This window comes from Acinetobacter sp. LipI_15, assembly GCF_058242865.1.
This window is the reverse complement of sequence record NZ_JBZAYN010000001.1, coordinates 1662779-1679088: the sequence shown is the minus strand read 5'-3', so window position 1 is coordinate 1679088 and position 16310 is coordinate 1662779. Positions and strand designations below refer to the sequence as shown.

The window sequence follows — 16310 nt, the reverse complement described above, 5'->3', positions numbered from 1 at the left end:
TGAAAATAAGAAGACTAGAGCCATCAGTTGAGTTACCACACAAAACTCACAACTCTAGTCCTAATGTTCAATAGTACCGAATTATTCTGCGTAATTGATGATTTCTTTCTTAAATTTGAAGCAACTTATTGGAACTTTCTCAAACAAAATAACCATTCTTTAAGAATCAGACGTACTCATCTGACGATCTCAGAAATCTGCTTTATTGCCATTTGGTATAAATGTTCTTATTTCAGCAATTTCAAAGCCTTTTTCACATGGTTAAAAGAAGATAAAAGACATTTGTTTAAAAGCTTACCATGTTACCAACGGATGATTCATCTGATCAATATGCACCAATTAGCAATACATGCTTTACATGTGGCTCTGATGAAAGGTCAAAATACCCAATATTTGTGGATTGATTCAACGACTTTGCCAGTCTGTAAAAATCAACGAATTCAACGCCATAAATCATTAGCTCAAATAGCATCTCGTGGTAAAAGCTGGATGGGCTGGTTTTATGGCTGTAAGCTACATATTGCGATGAACCCATTTGGTGAAATCGCTTGTTCTGCTTTATCAAATGGGCATATAGCTGACATAAAAATGGTTGAGCAATTGGCTGACGGCTTAGAAGCAAAGCTATATGGAGATCGTGGTTATATCAGCCAGGAACTAAAAAGCAGGTTAAAAGATCAAGGTATTGATTTGATTACTTACCATCGAAAAAACATGCAATCCATCCAACTATCTGCATCAGATGAATATCACTTAAGACAACGAAATAAGATAGAAACGTTATTCAGCTTATTGAAAGGACAATACAATTTAATGACGAGTAAAGCTCGTAGTATTCATGGATTTCTGAGTGGGATTTACGCATCGTTATGTGCATATCAACTTAATCATCAAAATAAACCAACAATTCAAATTATGGAATCATTGGCTTAAGCGGGATTCGGGTTAATTAAATTATTTATAAATTAATTATTTATTTTCTTAATTTTTTCAAGAACTCTATATTAAATATTATTAAAGGAAATTATTATGTCAAATTTAACTACAGGCACTGTTAAGTGGTTTAACGATACTAAAGGCTTCGGTTTCATCGCGGCTGATAACGGCGAAGAAGTTTTTGCTCATTTTTCTCAAATCATTTCAGGTGGTTTCAAATCACTTGCTGAAGGTCAGCGTGTACAATTTAGCGTATCAAAAGGTCAACGTGGTTTCCAAGCAAGTGAAATCGTTGGGATTGATGGCTAATACATGGAAACTTTATTAAACAAAGTAATGTTAGATGTGGTTGATCAACATGGCGCTGTCTATACACATAGAAGCTATGTGCGAAAAGTCATCTGATGAGCCAAATAGTTTTGGGGATTGCGTCCGTTATCTAAATATAGATGATGAAATAATTAAGCCTAGCTTTGATATGCATTTCTACAGTGATAAAACTGGAAAAATATTTAAGTTATTTTAATTTTTACATGCAATTAAATTAACCTCCTCCGGGAGGTTTTTTATTGGGTGAAATATGCAGCCTGATGTATATAAAGCGCTAACCAAAAAGATACGTCCCAAAAAGAAACCACGCACCAGGCCTTTACCTAAAGCCAGTGAAAAATACTTAGAAGCATTCGAGGGGTTAAAAGAAATATTAGACCGGATGGAAATGAAGTATGAGGAGTACTTTCATTTCAAAAGTACCAAACATTGGCGTTTTGATTTACACCTCATCGAACATCGCATGCAAATTGAAATAGCAACTGGTCCATGGTCTGGAGGTCGTAAAGGCAAACTTGCAACGAAGGCTTGGAATATGGATCGTTATGACCATGCTGAAGAATTGGGATATCGATTTCACAGGTTTGAACTTGCAGATATCAATATGGGGCGGGCAAAGGCCTGGCTAAAAGCTTAAAAAAAACATGAGTTATCTTAAATTAGATATTTCAAAGCATATTGTTTCAGGATGTTAGATTACTTTAATTTTCTCATAATAACCGTTAGTTTGGGATTTCAACCTTAACAATTATGAGAAGAAAGTCATGAATGAAAATTTTGAATTACATGTTTTAAGCCAGATTTATGATTTTCTGATAGAGCGAACTGAACATTCACAGCAAGGTTTGCATAACAAGGTTCTGGAGTTTTTCAAAGAACTTAATTTAGGTAATGACAATGATTTTGAAATTGTTGATCCTAAAAAGATTGCGGGTAAATTTGGAGCAGTGAGTTTTATTCACTTAATCAATGTACCAAACTTTCATGATAAAGATAAATTTTTAAAATGGGCATACACGCAGTTGAATCGATAGTTTATATTAATTAGCTTTAAAGATATATTTTGAATACATATTTTAATTAAAGTGCTTTATAATTTACTGGCTCATATCAGCGCAAATGAATTGGGTGAAGCCCCACATGTATATGTGGGGCTTTTTTCATCAATTTATGGAAAGTGTGAATGATCGAATATTACAATCTATATCTGATTATTACCTTAATATGAGAGAAATTTATCACTTTTGTGCGTAATTGCAAAATAAAACAAGAACTTGATTCACATAGATCTAACAGTTGTATCCTCATATTTAAGGATTATTGGTTATATTGAATATGCTTGTTAATTAATCAATATTTACAGCAATTTCTAAACTTATAATTACTTAAAGGAAATATGAATGTCTAATTTAACAAACGGGACAGTGAAGTGGTTCAACGGTACAAAAGGTTTTGGATTTATTGCTTCCGATACTGGTGAAGAATTATTTGCACACTATAGTGAAGTACGAATCGATGGCTATAAAATACTAGAGGAAGGTCAGCGCGTAATGTTTGAAATTACAAATGGTAAGAAAGGCAAGCAAGCCAGCAATATTCAAATTCTCTAAAAAATATTTACTCAACATATTATGTATTGACCCGTCTTTCAAAGGCGGGTTTTTGTCATTAATTGCCATTAAGTTTTAATATTTAAATGCTTAATTAAAATGAAAACTTCATGATAAGAGCAATAAAAATGATCTTTACAAGACTACAAGTACTGATTGGCGGACTAATTATAAGTGTGTTGATTTCTTCTGTGTGGATTTACCATGAAAAGAAGAAACAACGACGGGAAGAAATTCAAAAAATCATCGTCGAAGCTAGAGCAGGATTAAGTCACTCTCAATAATAGGAGCTAAACTTGGAATACTTTAGACCATTCCCACCTTCAGATCTGATTGATCAGGCCGAGGAAGAAGACGCCATACGTCTTGCAGCAGCACAAGAATTATTGGCCTGGGTGAAAGATAATTATTTGAATGTAGGGATAACTTCATAATCTAGACAATCATTAATATATTGTATTAGCCCCCGTAAAAACGGACAGTTAACTTGCTAATTTTAGCGATCGAAACTCCCGAGGGGATTTCATTTTTAGCCCACTATGGGGATGATTGCAATTGTAATCTTCAATCCAATTGGGTAAACATCGCATAACTGTTTGTGCATCAGGTACATCATTCAGATACACATAATCCCGTTTAAAAGTTTTGACGAAAGCCTCAGCCATTCCATTACTCTGTGGACTACGGATAGGTGTTGTGCAAATACGAAACCCTAACGACTGAGCAAATACACGTGTTGCATGGGCGATGTAGTAGCTACCATTATCTGTAAGCCATTCAATCATATGTGGAAGATGAGAGACTACACCGAAACGTCGTTCCATACTTTGTACGATTACATCACACACCATTTCACTACTGATGCCAGCAGTCGTTGCTGCATAGCTCATGATCTCACGATCACAGCAGTCTAGGCTAAAGATCACTCGTACCTTTTCACCATTCCAGCATTTAATTTCAAAGCCATCGGAACACCAACGCATATTCGATTTTGACATAATGACTTTTCCCTCATGTGTACGATCGTTTTGAAGAGGTTCAGATCGAGTGAGGAGTAAATCATTATGTTTCATGATACGGTAGATACGCTTATGATTTACCTGCTTCAGTATTAGATTACTCGCCTGTAAATTGCGATTGAGATGAGCTGTAACACGCCGATAGCCATTACTTGGTCGTTGGTCGCAAATATACCGAATCATCGGAAGTAGAATGTGATCATCTGCCTTGTTATACCTCGAACGAGACTTCATATTCGGTTGCTTCAAACGACGATACAAGTTCGATCTCGACACACCGAGTGTTCGTGCTATTTGTTGTGTTGGGTAGCGTCGGGTGGTAATAAGGGCATGTGCGATATGTACTTTTTTGCTTGTGCAATCTCTAAAGCATCTTTAAGAATTTCTGCTTCAACGGTCTTTCGACCGAGCATTTGTTCAAGCTGTTTTACTTTTTTTAATAATGAATTGTAGTCTGTAACACTCACGACTTGATCATTCGCTTCCACGGCAGTTACTCCACCATCTTGCATAAGTTTCTTCCATTTAAACAGCAAACTTGGAGTAATTCCATACTGTCTGGCAACGGAAGAAACTGATGATCCTGGTTGCATGGTCATAGCAACAAACTGTGCTTTCTCTTGACCTGTATAACGTATACGACGCTGAACAGATGTAATAACTTCAATACGCTCCATAAGACACTCCTTAACTCTAGTTCTATGCCTAGGTCTTAATTGTGAGTGTCCGTTTTAATTGGGGGTTAATACATATATGAAAAACTTTATTTAAAGACTTTCTTATTATTTATCTCATCAATGATTTTCATAAATTTACACAGTAATCGTCATGCTTTGTTAGTGTAGAGTTTTAACAAATATATAGGCCTAAAGTATGAAAACGTTAGCCATTATAAGCGTGGTATTCGTATTGGGGCTGGTAGGTTGCCAGCAAAAAGACAGCAATGAAAATGAAGAGACGACAACACCTCATACATTAGATAAAGACTAACTTACTCCAATGATTATTACAGCAGATATGAAAAAACCTTCATTAAGAGGGTTTTTTTAGGATTAGGATTTTAAGCTTCAATCCAATTATCTTTAACTTCTTGAGAGTCTTTAGTCAGTACAATTTTATTGTCTGTAATTTCACCAACCCATGAAACTGGAATTAAGTGGTGATGACCATCACCATGCTTAGTCAGTTTAATTTGATCCGAACCTTGCAAGTGGTCTACTTCACCAACTTTAGTCCCACATGAAGCAATTACATCTGCATGGCTCTTAATATTTTCAACATTAATAGTAGTCATTAGAATATTATCCTATTTCAATGTGAGTGAGCATTCAGCCTATCGTAAATAGACGCTGATATCAGGGATTAAAATAGAAGGGATACAAAGGGTCTTATATTCTTACGTTCTTGACCAGATAAATTACATTGTATTATTTAGAAATAAGTCCCCAAGAATGGGACTTATTAAATAACTTATTTATGCTGAGTCTTAATGAGATCTGATAAATCAAAACCGATAGATTTTGCATAATCTAGGTATTCGTCAACTGTGGCTTGGTTGGGGTTAGCAGTTCTGCTGAGCACCCAAAGATATTTTTTATTTGGTGACCCAACTAATGCAGTTTGATAGTCATCATCAATTTTTAGAACCCAATAATCACCACGGCCTACTGGCAACCAACGAATTGCTTTTGGTAAAAAGCTCACTTTAAGTTTCGAGTTGGCTGGCGCATTCTGAACATATGCTTCACCAATTGATTGGTTAAGTTTGCCGTCTGCACTATAGCAACTATTATCTACTTTCACGTTACCATTTTCATTTAAAGAATATTTAGCAGTGACGTTGTAATCACATTTGTTCTGGAAATATAGCGGCTTACGTGCAATCTCATGCCAAGTACCAAGATATTTATTTAAATCTACTTTTGGTACCGCTTGAACTTCCGTAGTATTTGCATTTGCCGTTGAGAGCAATGAACCTGCAATAAGTACTGCACCACCAGCTAAAAGAATCTTACGCGTTTTTGAATTCATGTTATAAGCCTACTTTAATTTGAAAGTGTATTAATTACTATAAATTGCTTTTCAGCTCATTTTGTTTTTTTTATGTATTAAGTATTTGATCTTTAATCATTGTTTCAGCTTTAAAATTTATTAAGTGTGTTTAATACTCGTTTTATAAGATCAACAAAATTTATACGTAATCTTATAAACTCTAGAAAAGAATAAATGCTTAATCTTAGCAAAACGATGAGTATTTTCTACATTAGCAAATCAATTCCGTAGAGAATAAACGGGGCGTCAAATAAGAAAAAAATTGAAAACTATGATTATGGATCGTTTTCTTAATTTGCTTTACTACTTAATATTGGATTATATATCTAAAAATATGATAAAATGCTCAAACTCTAAACAACGGCTTTGAACGAGTCAGCTTTAAATTTTCAAACGAAAATGAAAATGCCAGCACTTTTCAATACAAGCCTGTTTCTTCCGCAAATAGCGGATATCTCTTTGATCAATTCAGATCTGTCTTACAAATAAAACGGAATAGGGAAGGTATGTCTTCATTGAAACCGTCATGGTATTCCAATGTGAATCCCAATGTGTTTATTAGCACAGTTGTTATTATTGGCATTTTTATTGCCATTGTATTTTTAGCTCCCAATGCTTTTGATTTAATAACTAAACAACTGAATCAATGGGTTACAAACTCATTCAGTTGGTTCTATGTGCTATCTGTAGCCATTTTTCTAATAGTGCTTATTTATATTGCCTGTTCAAATATGGGTAAAATTAAACTTGGTTTAGATCATAGTCAGCCAAAATATAGTAATAGCTCCTGGTTCGCCATGCTATTTACTGCTGGTATGGGTATCGGCTTAATGTTCTTCGGTGTCGCGGAGCCAGTGATGCACTATGTATCACCTCCAACCGGTGAACCAGAAACTATCCAATCAGCTCAGCAAGCAATGCGCGTAACATTCTTCCATTGGGGGCTTCATGCTTGGGCAATCTACACAATTGTTGGCTTGGCGTTAGCTTACTTTGCATATAGACATAATCTACCTCTTAAGATTCGCTCTGCTTTATATCCTCTTATTGGAAAGAAAATTTATGGTCCAATTGGAGATGGTGTGGATACTTTTGCGACCATCGGTACAGTATTTGGTGTCGCAACGACATTAGGTTTTGGTGTAACCCAAATTAACTCTGGCTTAAATTATTTATTCGGAATTGAATATTCAACGACGACGCAGCTTATTTTAATTGTCATTGTTACAGCTATGGCATCTTTATCTGTATTTATAGGCTTAGACAAGGGTATTAAACGATTATCAGAGATTAATCTGGGCTTAGCTTTAGTGCTGTTGCTATTTGTATTTTTTGCTAGTTCAAGCATTTTTATATTGCAAACGACTATCCAAAACACGGGGCAATACATTTCAAATTTGTTCAATATGACCTTTAATTTATATGCCTACCAGTCTGATGGTTGGATCGGTGGTTGGACAATTATGTACTGGGCATGGTGGATTTCATGGTCACCATTTGTAGGTATGTTTATTGCGCGTGTGTCTGAAGGACGTACTATTCGTGAGTTTATTGTAGGCGTTTTACTTATTCCAACAGGCTTCACGCTGATCTGGATGGGAGTGATGGGCAACGCTGCACTCTATAGTATTTTAAACGAAGCGAACACCTCGCTGATTTCTGCAGTGCAACGAGATTCATCCGTTGCGTTATTTGAATATTTAGGAACCTTGCCATTCTCAGGCGTGATGAGTTTTGTTGCGACTATACTGGTTATGCTATTTTTTGTGACTTCAGCTGACTCTGGTGCACTTGTTACAGACTATCTAACTGCAAAATCTGAAAACTCTCCGACCTGGCAACGATTGTTTTGGACAACTCTAATGGCTGTTCTTGCGATTGTTTTGTTGTTTGCAGGAGGTTTAGGAGCTTTACAATCTGCAACAATGTTAAGTGCACTACCATTCACCTTCGTAATGCTTTTAATTTGCTGGGGCTTAGTCAAGGCTCTACATTTAGATGCAACCAAGATGCAAGCATTACAGGATGCGCGTATTACACCTAGAGCAATTCATAATCCAAGAAGTTGGCAGCAACGTTTAGGATTGATTATGCATTATCCGCATACACGTGAAGAAGTTGAACAATATATTGATACAACGGTAAGCCAGGCATTTTCAAATCTACAGAAAGAGTTTAAGCGTCGTCATTTAGATGTGACGGTAAACACGATAGATGATGGCTTGCAGCTTCGTGTAAACCATCAAGATGAGATTAACTTTATCTACCAAGTAGTTGTCCAAGAAAAAAATACACCAAGCTTTATGATTGATTCAGGAGAAATTACGCAAGATTATCAAGCTGAAGTATTTTTGAGGGAAGGTGGTCAAAATTATGACATCATCGAATGGACGCAAGAAGATATCTTGCAAGATGTCATTGATCAATATGAGCGTCATCTGCATTTTTTAAATTTAGTTCGAACCAAGAACCAATAGATAAAAAACCGCCCAAATGGGCGGTTTTTATTAACATATGAAAGTTTTATAAGTAAAAATAACATATTGTTTAATAAATAGAATAATGAGGAAATTTGATATTTTGATAAAATTATACAAATTTTGAAATAATTTAATTAAAATAAATTTGTATACTCGCCATATCCTAACCAAGCCTTTTAGATGCAAAAGTATACAACTCTGAAAAGTTTATAACCTATTGTAAATACAAAGGAATACAGCTTGATGCTTAACATTCCAATCCATTCCAAACTCGGTGGATTCTACTTTTTCTATTATTCAATAGTGGGTACATTCATGCCGTATTGGAGTTTGTATCTAGAGGATCAAGGGTTTAATTATCAAGAAATAGGTATTTTATCTTCGATTGCAATTGTCACACGTTTTTTTGCACCGTTTATTTGGGGTTGGATTGCAGATAAATCCGGCAAGCGCATGCTTTTAGTTCGAATAGCAACATGGATGGAAGCCTGTATTTGGTTTCTGATTTTTATAATTCCCAATAGTTTTCAGTCTGTTGCATTACTGATGCTGGTTTTTAGTTTCTTTCAAAATGCCATATTGGCTCAATTTGAAGGAGTAACTTTATTTTGGCTCGCTGAGCGTCGTGCAGAACTTTATGGAAAAGTCAGAAAATGGGGATCAGTTGGTTTCATTGTTGGGGTATTTGGAATAGGGGCTTTGCTAGAAATAATACCTGTTTCCATGCTTCCTATCATGTTGTTATGCATTGCATTTCTCGCATTTATTTGGTCATTTACGATTAAAGAGCCCGCTACTGCACCATCTTCACAGAAAAAACTTGAACCACTTTGGCCTATCTTAAAACGGCCTATTGTAGCGAGTTTTTTTATCATTGAATTTTTTCTGCTCTTTTCGCATGCACCGTTTTATAGTTTTTATAGCAATTACCTTAAGCAGGCTGATTTTTCGACGAGCCAAATCGGTTTTTTATGGTCTGTCGGAGTCATTGCGGAAATCATTATGTTTGCCTATGCCAATGTCTTTTTTAATCGATATTCTTGGCGTAACTTAGTGCTCATTTGTTTGGGGCTAACAGGGATGCGATGGTTGATTGTAGGCTTATATCCGGCGGTGTTTATCACTCAATTTGCTGCGCAAACGATTCATGCCTTCAGTTTTGGATTATTCCACTTAATCGCGATGCGAATCATTTTTCAAAATTTTACCGCAAGTCAACAAGGGCGAGGTCAAGCGCTATACAGTACCATGTGGGGCTTAGGTGTTGCGAGTGGCAGTATTTTAGCAGGTCGATATTGGGACATGCTTTCGGGACCCGTTATTTTTATGATCGCAGGACTGGCGGTTCTACCTGCCATGTTTTTGGTCGTGGGCTTGCCTAAAACGATTCAAAAGCCAGCTTGAAGCAATTCAGTATATTGATAAGTCTCAATGGACTAAAATCACCTGATTACGGCCGAGCTCTTTGGCTTGATATAAGGCCTGATCGGCTTGATTAATCATACTTTGCAAACTTGGAGCATTGGGCAAAGACTGATGAATCAGACCAATACTCACCGTAATATAAATCGTATTTTGTTCATCAATGAAAATAGGTGTGGTTTCAACGACTTTTCGGATGCGTTCAGCAATACCTTGAGCTTCAGTTGCAGCAATGTTTGTGAGTAATACACTAAACTCTTCTCCCCCAATTCGTGCAAATAAATCAGTTTCACGTAAATTCTTACGCACAATACTCGAAAATTCTTGTAAAACTTGGTCACCGACATAATGCCCATATTGATCATTTAATTTTTTAAAATGATCAATATCCATCATGATAATGGAAAAGTTAAGCTGAATTTGGTTTTGTAGGTAAAGCTCACCTTGCTCGAAAAAATATCGACGATTCATCGCATGCGTTAAACTATCATGATTTGCAAGGTATAAAACCTCTTTATATAGTTCGTGCCGATTGCGGCTAATAATACAAAGAATTAATGGAGCGATTATCAGCATGGCAAGGCCAATGCGTACAGAAATGGCTGTAGACAAGTAGGTGAGTGATGAATCATGTAAATAGAAGGCATTTAAATTGTAATAGGTCGCTAAAATGACTACGGCATTAATTAGGGATAAGGTAAATAATCGATAGGTTAATGCTGCCCAAATTAGAGCCGCTAAAGGGTAGAGAATTGCCCCTGGACCTGTAGAAACGGCTGTTAAAAATACACAGAAGACAACTGCAATTGCCGGAAATATTTTATTGATCTGAAAGCTTTGATGACGTCGATCTTTGAAATAAAGTTTAAGATCGGCCAGTTTAGGAAAAGACAGAATAAGCGGTAATATAATCAGCGCATTTAATATTTCAGTAATCCACCACATACCAAAATCAATCGACAATCGATCGGTCGACATAAACGTGTTGGGGGATATAAGGCACAGTGAAAATAGCAAAAAGAGCACCTGCAAGGCATCCACCACAGGCGATGATGACAATCATGGTCAGAAAGGTGAAACCTTTATTATAGTTTTGATAGTTCACCTGAAAATATCGCATAAAAAATAACGATACCATGCTGTTGGTTAAATTTGAAAAAGTGAGAAATAAAGTGAGTTGGAAATAATTGCCCGTCACTAAATCTGCGAGCATATAACCGGTAAATGCACCTAACCATCCTCCCAGATTACTCAGTTTAGGGAACCTTAAGAATAATGCTAATAGCACTGCATTGGCAGGCCAAAAAATCGCTAAATAGCTTAATGGGCGGGTGAAAATACCGATTAAGCAGCAGCAAAGAATAACTGCAGCGACTATTACAAAAGCCATGCTGTGGCTTGCATTAAGCGTAGCAAGACTATTCGAATGCAGTTTCATTAGCTTATGTAAGCCTAGGTTAAATATGGGAGAATTCGTTTTTTTCGTATATTAAACGATAAAAAAGATTTTATATTATTTTATTGTAAATAGTGTGATTTGTTTGGCATTTAGCTGATTTGTAGTTTCGTTAACCGAGATTGATTTTTTGGATAAATAGGAAAAATGATTGTTATGAAAATGTGATAAACCGCGGATTTGTAAAAAAATGTGTTACTTTAAGAGCATGATTTATATGACTGATTAAATGTATGAAAATAGCATATCTTACAGTTTTACTCATGTTGAGTTCATCGTTGGTGATGGCGGCAGATAATAAGAATACAACTCAAAATTCAGAGGCTAAAAATCAAGTTGAAGCGGTGAATAGCTTTAGGGTGACAACACGTTCTGAATTGGTCGGCTTATGGGGTATGGAAATTCCGACCAATAAAAAGTGCGTTGAATATTATAATTTTAAGAGCAATAATGATGTTGTGATCAAAAGCGGTGAAGAGTGGTCATCTGGGGTATATGACTATCAACCTGCGCAAGATCCGAATGTGCAAATTCCAGCACTGATTTTACAAGTGAAATATGACAATAATCAGATGGATTGTTCGGGCAATATTCAAGATCAAACCGGCGAAATTTCACAGTACTTTGTAAAGTGGAAAAGTCCATCTGTTATTAATTTCTGTGCCAATGATCAGGGTCAACAGTGTTTTGCGACATTGCGTCGAGTTTTACCTTAAGTATGACTATAGATCTTTCTTATGAAAATAAAAAAACCACTCATTTGAGTGGTTTTTTTGACACTGAAGTTTTATTTCTCTTCATGTCCTTCGACTTTCTTTAATAGATGCTTTTCAAGATAGTGAATATCCATTGCTTGTTCGCAGAAATTTTTATCTTGAAGAATCAAATCTTTATGTAGCGGAATATTGGTTTTCACGCCAGTTAAGATAATCTCTTCCAGAGCTTGTTTCATGCGCGCAATAGAGGTTTCACGATCTTTACCATGCGCAATGAGTTTTGCAATCATTGAATCATAGTATGGTGGGATGCTATATCCTTGATAGATATGAGAATCTAATCGGATACCTGCGCCACCCGGTGCATAAAAATGGTCGATTTTACCCGGTGAAGGCATAAATGTAGATGGATCTTCTGCATTAATACGACATTCAATCGCATGACCTTTAAGTTGAATATCTTCTTGTTGAAGATCCAAACCTAAGCCAGCAGCAATGCGTAATTGTTGCTCGATAATATCCACACCAGTTACTTGCTCAGTAACAGGATGTTCTACTTGTACACGAGTATTCATTTCAATAAAGAAGAATTCACCTTCTTCAAATAAGAACTCAAATGTACCCGCACCACGGTATTGCATCAATTTACAAGCATTTACACATGCTTCAAGAATATGCGCACGTGCTTCTTCAGGTAAACCCGGTGCAGGCGCTTCTTCAAGCACTTTTTGATGGCGACGTTGCAATGAACAGTCACGATCATAAAGGTGAATTGCATGGCCATTACCATCTGCAAGAACTTGCACTTCGACATGGCGTGGCTTTTGAAGGAAACGTTCCATATAAACGGTGTCGTCACCAAACCACATTTCCGCATCACGTTGAGCGGCTTGTACAGATTCGAGTAGCGTGTCTACACGTTCAACGATACGCATACCACGACCACCACCACCAGAAGCTGCTTTTACGATCAATGGAAAGCCAATTTCTTTAGCTTCTGCCAAAGCATTGTGAATCGTTACAGCATGGTCACAACCCGGAACAGTCGGTACACCAGCTTTTTTCATCGCAATAATGGCAGAAACTTTGTTCCCCATTAAGCGAATGTGTTCAGGACGCGGGCCGATAAAGATAAAACCTGAGTTTTCTACAATTTCTGCAAACTCAGCATTTTCAGATAAGAAACCATAACCTGGATGGATGGCATCTGCACCGGTGATTTCAGCCGCTGTAATAATGGCAGGGATATTGAGATAACTTTCGCTGCTGGCACCTGGTCCAATACACACTGCTTCGTCACAGAAGCGTAAGTGCATTAGGTCTTTGTCGGCATCGGAATAAATCCCTACGGTTTTAATTCCTAAAGTTTTGCAAGCGCGGGTGATGCGGAGCGCAATCTCACCACGGTTTGCAATTAAAACTTTTTGCAACATTGTGATTCCCCGTGGTCTTAAGCGCGATAGCGGAATAATGGTTGACCGAATTGGATCACTTCGCCATTTTTAACCAAAATTTCTTCAATTACACCGCTTTGAGTTGCTTCAATTGGGTTCATGATTTTCATTGCTTCGATGATACCGAGTGTTTCACCAGCAGATACAGTTTGACCAACTTTCACAAATGGTGCTTCACCTGGATTTGGCGCAGCATAGAACACACCAACCATAGGAGACGGCTCAACAGCACCACGTGGTGAACGAGGTGCAGCAGGCGCAGCGGCAGGAGCAGCCATAGCAGGCGCAGCGGCAGCAACTACTGGATTGCGACGAGTTAGAGCAATCGATTGATCGCCTTCTTTAACTTCAATCGCCTGTAAGTCAGATTCAATCATCAAATCGATGAGTTTCTTGATTTTACGGATATCCATGAACAGTATTCCTAATTAAGATTGAGAAGTTGGTTGAATTTTTTCGATGGCGAAGTCTAGTGCTGCGGCATAGCCTTTTGCACCTAAACCACAAATAACGCCAACGGCTTTATCAGATAGATAGGAGTGATGTCTAAATGCTTCGCGAGCGTGGACATTTGATAGATGTACTTCGATAAACGGAATGGCTACACCAAGGAGGGCATCACGCACAGCAACCGAAGTATGTGTTAGGGCTGCTGGGTTAATAATGATAAATTGAACGCCTTCTTGTTGCGCTTGATGAATTCGGTCGACGACAGCGCCTTCCCAATTACTTTGGAAAGTGTCGAGAGAAATGGAAGCGTTTTGAGCCTGTGAAATCAGTTTTTGGTTAATATCTTCGAGTGTTAGATAGCCATAAACTTCGGGTTCACGTTTTCCCAGTAAGTTGAGATTCGGTCCATGAATGACCAAAATGGTCGAGCTCATTCAGCCTGCTCCAATAAAAAGTTGCAAATTTACTTTGCAAGATACCTGCAAAGTTTGCTCATTATGGCATAAAATTCCACATTTTTTTTATAATTTCTTTAAATTGACGTGAAAAGCATGTGCCGAGAATGGGCTATATAATGCGAACTTTGCAGAGAATTGGCAATGTTAAAAGATTACATTTTTTATCATTATATTGTAGGGCATCATTTTAAACCCAATTGGCTAAAACTGTTGATATCTTTTGTGTAAACTTGCTTTATCGTGGTGCATTCGTGTAGCAATAACCAGTACAAATGATCTGAAAGGTGAGATGGCCTGTACATTTGTCTTATAGATCGTCAGTTGAACTGCCTACGCATGCATAGTCGTAAAGATAGTATTTATTCAGCGTATTAAAAATTCTAAGGTTTAACTTATTTCACGCGTAAAGCAATCTAAATTGTTCTCAGTTTTCAATCGAGTTATTTGAAAGAATAAATCAGGTTTGTGTGCTAAGTATATAAAAATTAAAAGATAGTTACTTTTTCTATGGTTTATAAAGCATATTTCTAGGCCAATGAAATTTTTTTCATAGATGATAGGGCTCAAGCTAGATATTTTGTTTGCCTTAGCGAATTAAATATTCTGTGGGAGCATTTCCTTATAAGTAGGCAGCTTTAGATATGATGAACATTTATTGCCTAGCTAAGTCATACTTTATAGACCTATATATAAGCGTATTAACCATCCTGTGTATTTTCTAGTCAGTGTTTTGAATCTATGAAACGTGCAAGGCATTGACGATTTCTTTCATAAATCATGTAAGTTTGGAAAATCGGGTATTTGTCCAAATTTGCACAGGCATTGGCAAAAGTTAAATCTGTGGTGGTAAAGAAGCTTGCTGTTAGAATGTTGATTCTATTTTTTTTCGTCTATTTCTGTGTTTGAGCGGTATATGTCTTAAATTAAGTTTCCTTTATTCCTGTTTATACCTTTACATGGAATCTACAGCATTGAGTCTTTTGTTATAAATGAATTGATAAAACAAGGCACGAATGCTTTCGCACGGAAAAAATTTATCTATATAAGTGTAATTCACGGTAGAATGCCCGAAACCTATATGGCCTGAGAACAAACATGGCAAAACATACGCAAAATTCATCACCTTTGGCAGAACTGATTGCAGAACAAAAACTTTTATGTGAAGAAGTGGGTTCTGCATATGTAGAAGTGCAGGGCGATGATGTAATTGCTGTGGCTGTCCATACCTTAAATAAAGATCCAATAGTCGGTATTCGTAAGCCTGCAGAAGGTGATGAAAATGTCAGTTGGTATATTTATGGCGGGGAGCTTGAAGGCGCAGATAACTTTGAAACAATGACTGTGCGTAAACTGCAAGATGTCGTGCCTGAAGTGCTACCGTATTTAGCTTTGGATGTAGGTTATCGTTTTATGATCGATGCTGATGATTATGAAGATGTCTGGAAAGAAGGTGATGAGGCTTAATTTATGCATTCTCCATTGATGTATAAACTTTATGTCTTTATTTTCTCTGTGTTTACTTCTTCTGTAATACATGCAAATGTGAAAGAAGCCGTTACTCCACAACTGACTCAAGCTGAATATAATGCTCAGATACAAGCATATACTGAGCAAATTAATTCAACCAAAGCCATTTTAGATGACCCTGCATCTACTGCAACGGGTCAGCAGCAAACTCAAGCGTTTTGTTTAAGATTGAATGCATATCGACAGATTTTAGAAATCTCTCAACAAAATTCAGCTCTTGAAATGGCCAATCTAATGCAAGTGGCTTCACAGCATTATTTACAACAACAGCAACAAAGTATGCAGTCGTCTGGACTAAACGAAAGTGCGTTTTGTTCGAGTCCTACAAAATAAATTGAGACGTAAACTTTTTCTTCTAAAACTTTTTGGATTCTATTCGGTGATAAATCTAACGTGGATA

At 36.9% G+C, this 16310-nt stretch carries 16 protein-coding genes and 2 pseudogenes; 11 read left to right on the top strand and 7 right to left on the bottom strand.

The window, feature by feature from the left end:
* Positions 1 to 63: 63 nt before the first annotated feature.
* From AC4CU0_RS08040 to AC4CU0_RS08015, 6 genes and pseudogenes are all read left to right on the top strand, one after another.
* Positions 64 to 933 carry an IS982 family transposase gene (locus tag AC4CU0_RS08040; RefSeq protein ID WP_490742895.1) on the top strand — a complete coding sequence of 290 codons (870 nt, stop codon included), beginning with the start codon at positions 64 to 66 and terminating at the stop codon, positions 931 to 933.
* A gap of 96 nt (positions 934 to 1029) precedes the next feature.
* Positions 1030 to 1245 carry a cold-shock protein gene (locus AC4CU0_RS08035; RefSeq protein WP_067766972.1) on the top strand — a complete coding sequence of 72 codons (216 nt, stop codon included), beginning with the start codon at positions 1030 to 1032 and terminating at the stop codon, positions 1243 to 1245.
* 271 nt (positions 1246 to 1516) lie between these two features.
* A complete protein-coding gene (locus tag AC4CU0_RS08030) occupies positions 1517 to 1903 on the top strand; it encodes a hypothetical protein (protein ID WP_490742894.1) in 387 nt (128 codons plus the stop codon).
* 127 nt (positions 1904 to 2030) lie between these two features.
* On the top strand, positions 2031 to 2300 hold the full coding sequence (locus AC4CU0_RS08025) for a hypothetical protein (RefSeq protein WP_490742893.1): 270 nt from the start codon (positions 2031 to 2033) through the stop codon (positions 2298 to 2300).
* Positions 2301 to 2666: 366 nt separating this feature from the next.
* A complete protein-coding gene (locus AC4CU0_RS08020; RefSeq protein ID WP_180115730.1) occupies positions 2667 to 2876 on the top strand; it encodes a cold-shock protein in 210 nt (69 codons plus the stop codon).
* A 296-nt stretch (positions 2877 to 3172) separates the two neighbouring features.
* A pseudogene (locus AC4CU0_RS08015) lies at positions 3173 to 3298 on the top strand (putative metallopeptidase); the annotation flags it as partial.
* Positions 3299 to 3358: 60 nt separating this feature from the next.
* Here the strand turns inward: AC4CU0_RS08015 and AC4CU0_RS08010 are convergent.
* From AC4CU0_RS08010 to AC4CU0_RS08000, 3 genes are all read right to left on the bottom strand, one after another.
* Positions 3359 to 4572 (bottom strand): IS3 family transposase gene (locus AC4CU0_RS08010; protein ID WP_490742892.1). Its coding sequence is split into 2 segments (ribosomal slippage): positions 3359 to 4245 and positions 4245 to 4572, totalling 1215 coding nucleotides; the frame shifts between segments, so codons are not numbered across the junction.
* A 383-nt stretch (positions 4573 to 4955) separates the two neighbouring features.
* Positions 4956 to 5189: a DUF2171 domain-containing protein gene (locus tag AC4CU0_RS08005; RefSeq protein ID WP_078193451.1), complete on the bottom strand. Its 234-nt coding sequence runs from the start codon at positions 5187 to 5189 to the stop codon at positions 4956 to 4958.
* Positions 5190 to 5365: 176 nt separating this feature from the next.
* Complete coding sequence (locus AC4CU0_RS08000) at positions 5366 to 5926, bottom strand: lipocalin family protein (RefSeq protein WP_180111330.1); 561 nt, start codon at positions 5924 to 5926, stop codon at positions 5366 to 5368.
* Positions 5927 to 6453: 527 nt separating this feature from the next.
* On the opposite strand from AC4CU0_RS08000, the gene AC4CU0_RS07995 reads away from it, so the two are divergent.
* Positions 6454 to 8424, top strand: coding sequence for a glycine betaine transporter (locus tag AC4CU0_RS07995; RefSeq protein WP_490747071.1), 1971 nt, complete (start codon positions 6454 to 6456; stop codon positions 8422 to 8424).
* 246 nt (positions 8425 to 8670) lie between these two features.
* Complete coding sequence (locus tag AC4CU0_RS07990) at positions 8671 to 9831, top strand: MFS transporter (RefSeq protein WP_180005519.1); 1161 nt, start codon at positions 8671 to 8673, stop codon at positions 9829 to 9831.
* 24 nt (positions 9832 to 9855) lie between these two features.
* Here AC4CU0_RS07990 and AC4CU0_RS07985 read toward each other — a convergent pair.
* Positions 9856 to 11287 (bottom strand): annotated as a pseudogene (locus AC4CU0_RS07985) (GGDEF domain-containing protein).
* 251 nt (positions 11288 to 11538) lie between these two features.
* On the opposite strand from AC4CU0_RS07985, the gene AC4CU0_RS07980 reads away from it, so the two are divergent.
* On the top strand, positions 11539 to 12021 hold the full coding sequence (locus tag AC4CU0_RS07980) for a hypothetical protein (RefSeq protein WP_180064171.1): 483 nt from the start codon (positions 11539 to 11541) through the stop codon (positions 12019 to 12021).
* A gap of 71 nt (positions 12022 to 12092) precedes the next feature.
* Here the strand turns inward: AC4CU0_RS07980 and accC are convergent, their stop codons facing one another.
* Genes accC through aroQ form a run of 3 tightly spaced genes read right to left on the bottom strand, consistent with a single transcriptional unit; the run spans position 12093 to position 14359 of the window.
* On the bottom strand, positions 12093 to 13454 hold the full coding sequence (gene accC, locus AC4CU0_RS07975) for an acetyl-CoA carboxylase biotin carboxylase subunit (protein ID WP_180005521.1): 1362 nt from the start codon (positions 13452 to 13454) through the stop codon (positions 12093 to 12095).
* A gap of 17 nt (positions 13455 to 13471) precedes the next feature.
* Positions 13472 to 13888 (bottom strand): acetyl-CoA carboxylase biotin carboxyl carrier protein, encoded by a 417-nt coding sequence (gene accB, locus AC4CU0_RS07970; RefSeq protein WP_078190790.1) that lies wholly within the window; start codon positions 13886 to 13888, stop codon positions 13472 to 13474.
* A gap of 15 nt (positions 13889 to 13903) precedes the next feature.
* Positions 13904 to 14359, bottom strand: a complete 456-nt coding sequence (aroQ, locus tag AC4CU0_RS07965; RefSeq protein WP_078190789.1) for a type II 3-dehydroquinate dehydratase — start codon at positions 14357 to 14359, stop codon at positions 13904 to 13906.
* A gap of 1119 nt (positions 14360 to 15478) precedes the next feature.
* Here aroQ and AC4CU0_RS07960 point away from each other — a divergent pair.
* Together AC4CU0_RS07960 and AC4CU0_RS07955 are read left to right on the top strand one after the other, a co-directional pair.
* Positions 15479 to 15847: an immunity protein Imm33 domain-containing protein gene (locus tag AC4CU0_RS07960; RefSeq protein ID WP_078190788.1), complete on the top strand. Its 369-nt coding sequence runs from the start codon at positions 15479 to 15481 to the stop codon at positions 15845 to 15847.
* 3 nt (positions 15848 to 15850) lie between these two features.
* Positions 15851 to 16243, top strand: a complete 393-nt coding sequence (locus AC4CU0_RS07955) for a hypothetical protein (protein WP_490742891.1) — start codon at positions 15851 to 15853, stop codon at positions 16241 to 16243.
* Positions 16244 to 16310 lie beyond the last annotated feature (67 nt).

What these genes read in the sequence shown, in the direction of transcription:
- AC4CU0_RS08040 (WP_490742895.1), top strand. Translation starts at nt 64, where the DNA reads ATGTTCAATAGTACCGAATTATTCTGCGTAATTGATGATTTCTTTCTT.
- AC4CU0_RS08035 (WP_067766972.1), top strand. Translation starts at nt 1,030, where the DNA reads ATGTCAAATTTAACTACAGGCACTGTTAAGTGGTTTAACGATACTAAA.
- AC4CU0_RS08030 (WP_490742894.1), top strand. Translation starts at nt 1,517, where the DNA reads ATGCAGCCTGATGTATATAAAGCGCTAACCAAAAAGATACGTCCCAAA.
- AC4CU0_RS08025 (WP_490742893.1), top strand. Translation starts at nt 2,031, where the DNA reads ATGAATGAAAATTTTGAATTACATGTTTTAAGCCAGATTTATGATTTT.
- AC4CU0_RS08020 (WP_180115730.1), top strand. Translation starts at nt 2,667, where the DNA reads ATGTCTAATTTAACAAACGGGACAGTGAAGTGGTTCAACGGTACAAAA.
- AC4CU0_RS08005 (WP_078193451.1), bottom strand. Translation starts at nt 5,189, where the DNA reads ATGACTACTATTAATGTTGAAAATATTAAGAGCCATGCAGATGTAATT.
- AC4CU0_RS08000 (WP_180111330.1), bottom strand. Translation starts at nt 5,926, where the DNA reads ATGAATTCAAAAACGCGTAAGATTCTTTTAGCTGGTGGTGCAGTACTT.
- AC4CU0_RS07995 (WP_490747071.1), top strand. Translation starts at nt 6,454, where the DNA reads ATGTCTTCATTGAAACCGTCATGGTATTCCAATGTGAATCCCAATGTG.
- AC4CU0_RS07990 (WP_180005519.1), top strand. Translation starts at nt 8,671, where the DNA reads ATGCTTAACATTCCAATCCATTCCAAACTCGGTGGATTCTACTTTTTC.
- AC4CU0_RS07980 (WP_180064171.1), top strand. Translation starts at nt 11,539, where the DNA reads ATGAAAATAGCATATCTTACAGTTTTACTCATGTTGAGTTCATCGTTG.
- accC (WP_180005521.1), bottom strand. Translation starts at nt 13,454, where the DNA reads ATGTTGCAAAAAGTTTTAATTGCAAACCGTGGTGAGATTGCGCTCCGC.
- accB (WP_078190790.1), bottom strand. Translation starts at nt 13,888, where the DNA reads ATGGATATCCGTAAAATCAAGAAACTCATCGATTTGATGATTGAATCT.
- aroQ (WP_078190789.1), bottom strand. Translation starts at nt 14,359, where the DNA reads ATGAGCTCGACCATTTTGGTCATTCATGGACCGAATCTCAACTTACTG.
- AC4CU0_RS07960 (WP_078190788.1), top strand. Translation starts at nt 15,479, where the DNA reads ATGGCAAAACATACGCAAAATTCATCACCTTTGGCAGAACTGATTGCA.
- AC4CU0_RS07955 (WP_490742891.1), top strand. Translation starts at nt 15,851, where the DNA reads ATGCATTCTCCATTGATGTATAAACTTTATGTCTTTATTTTCTCTGTG.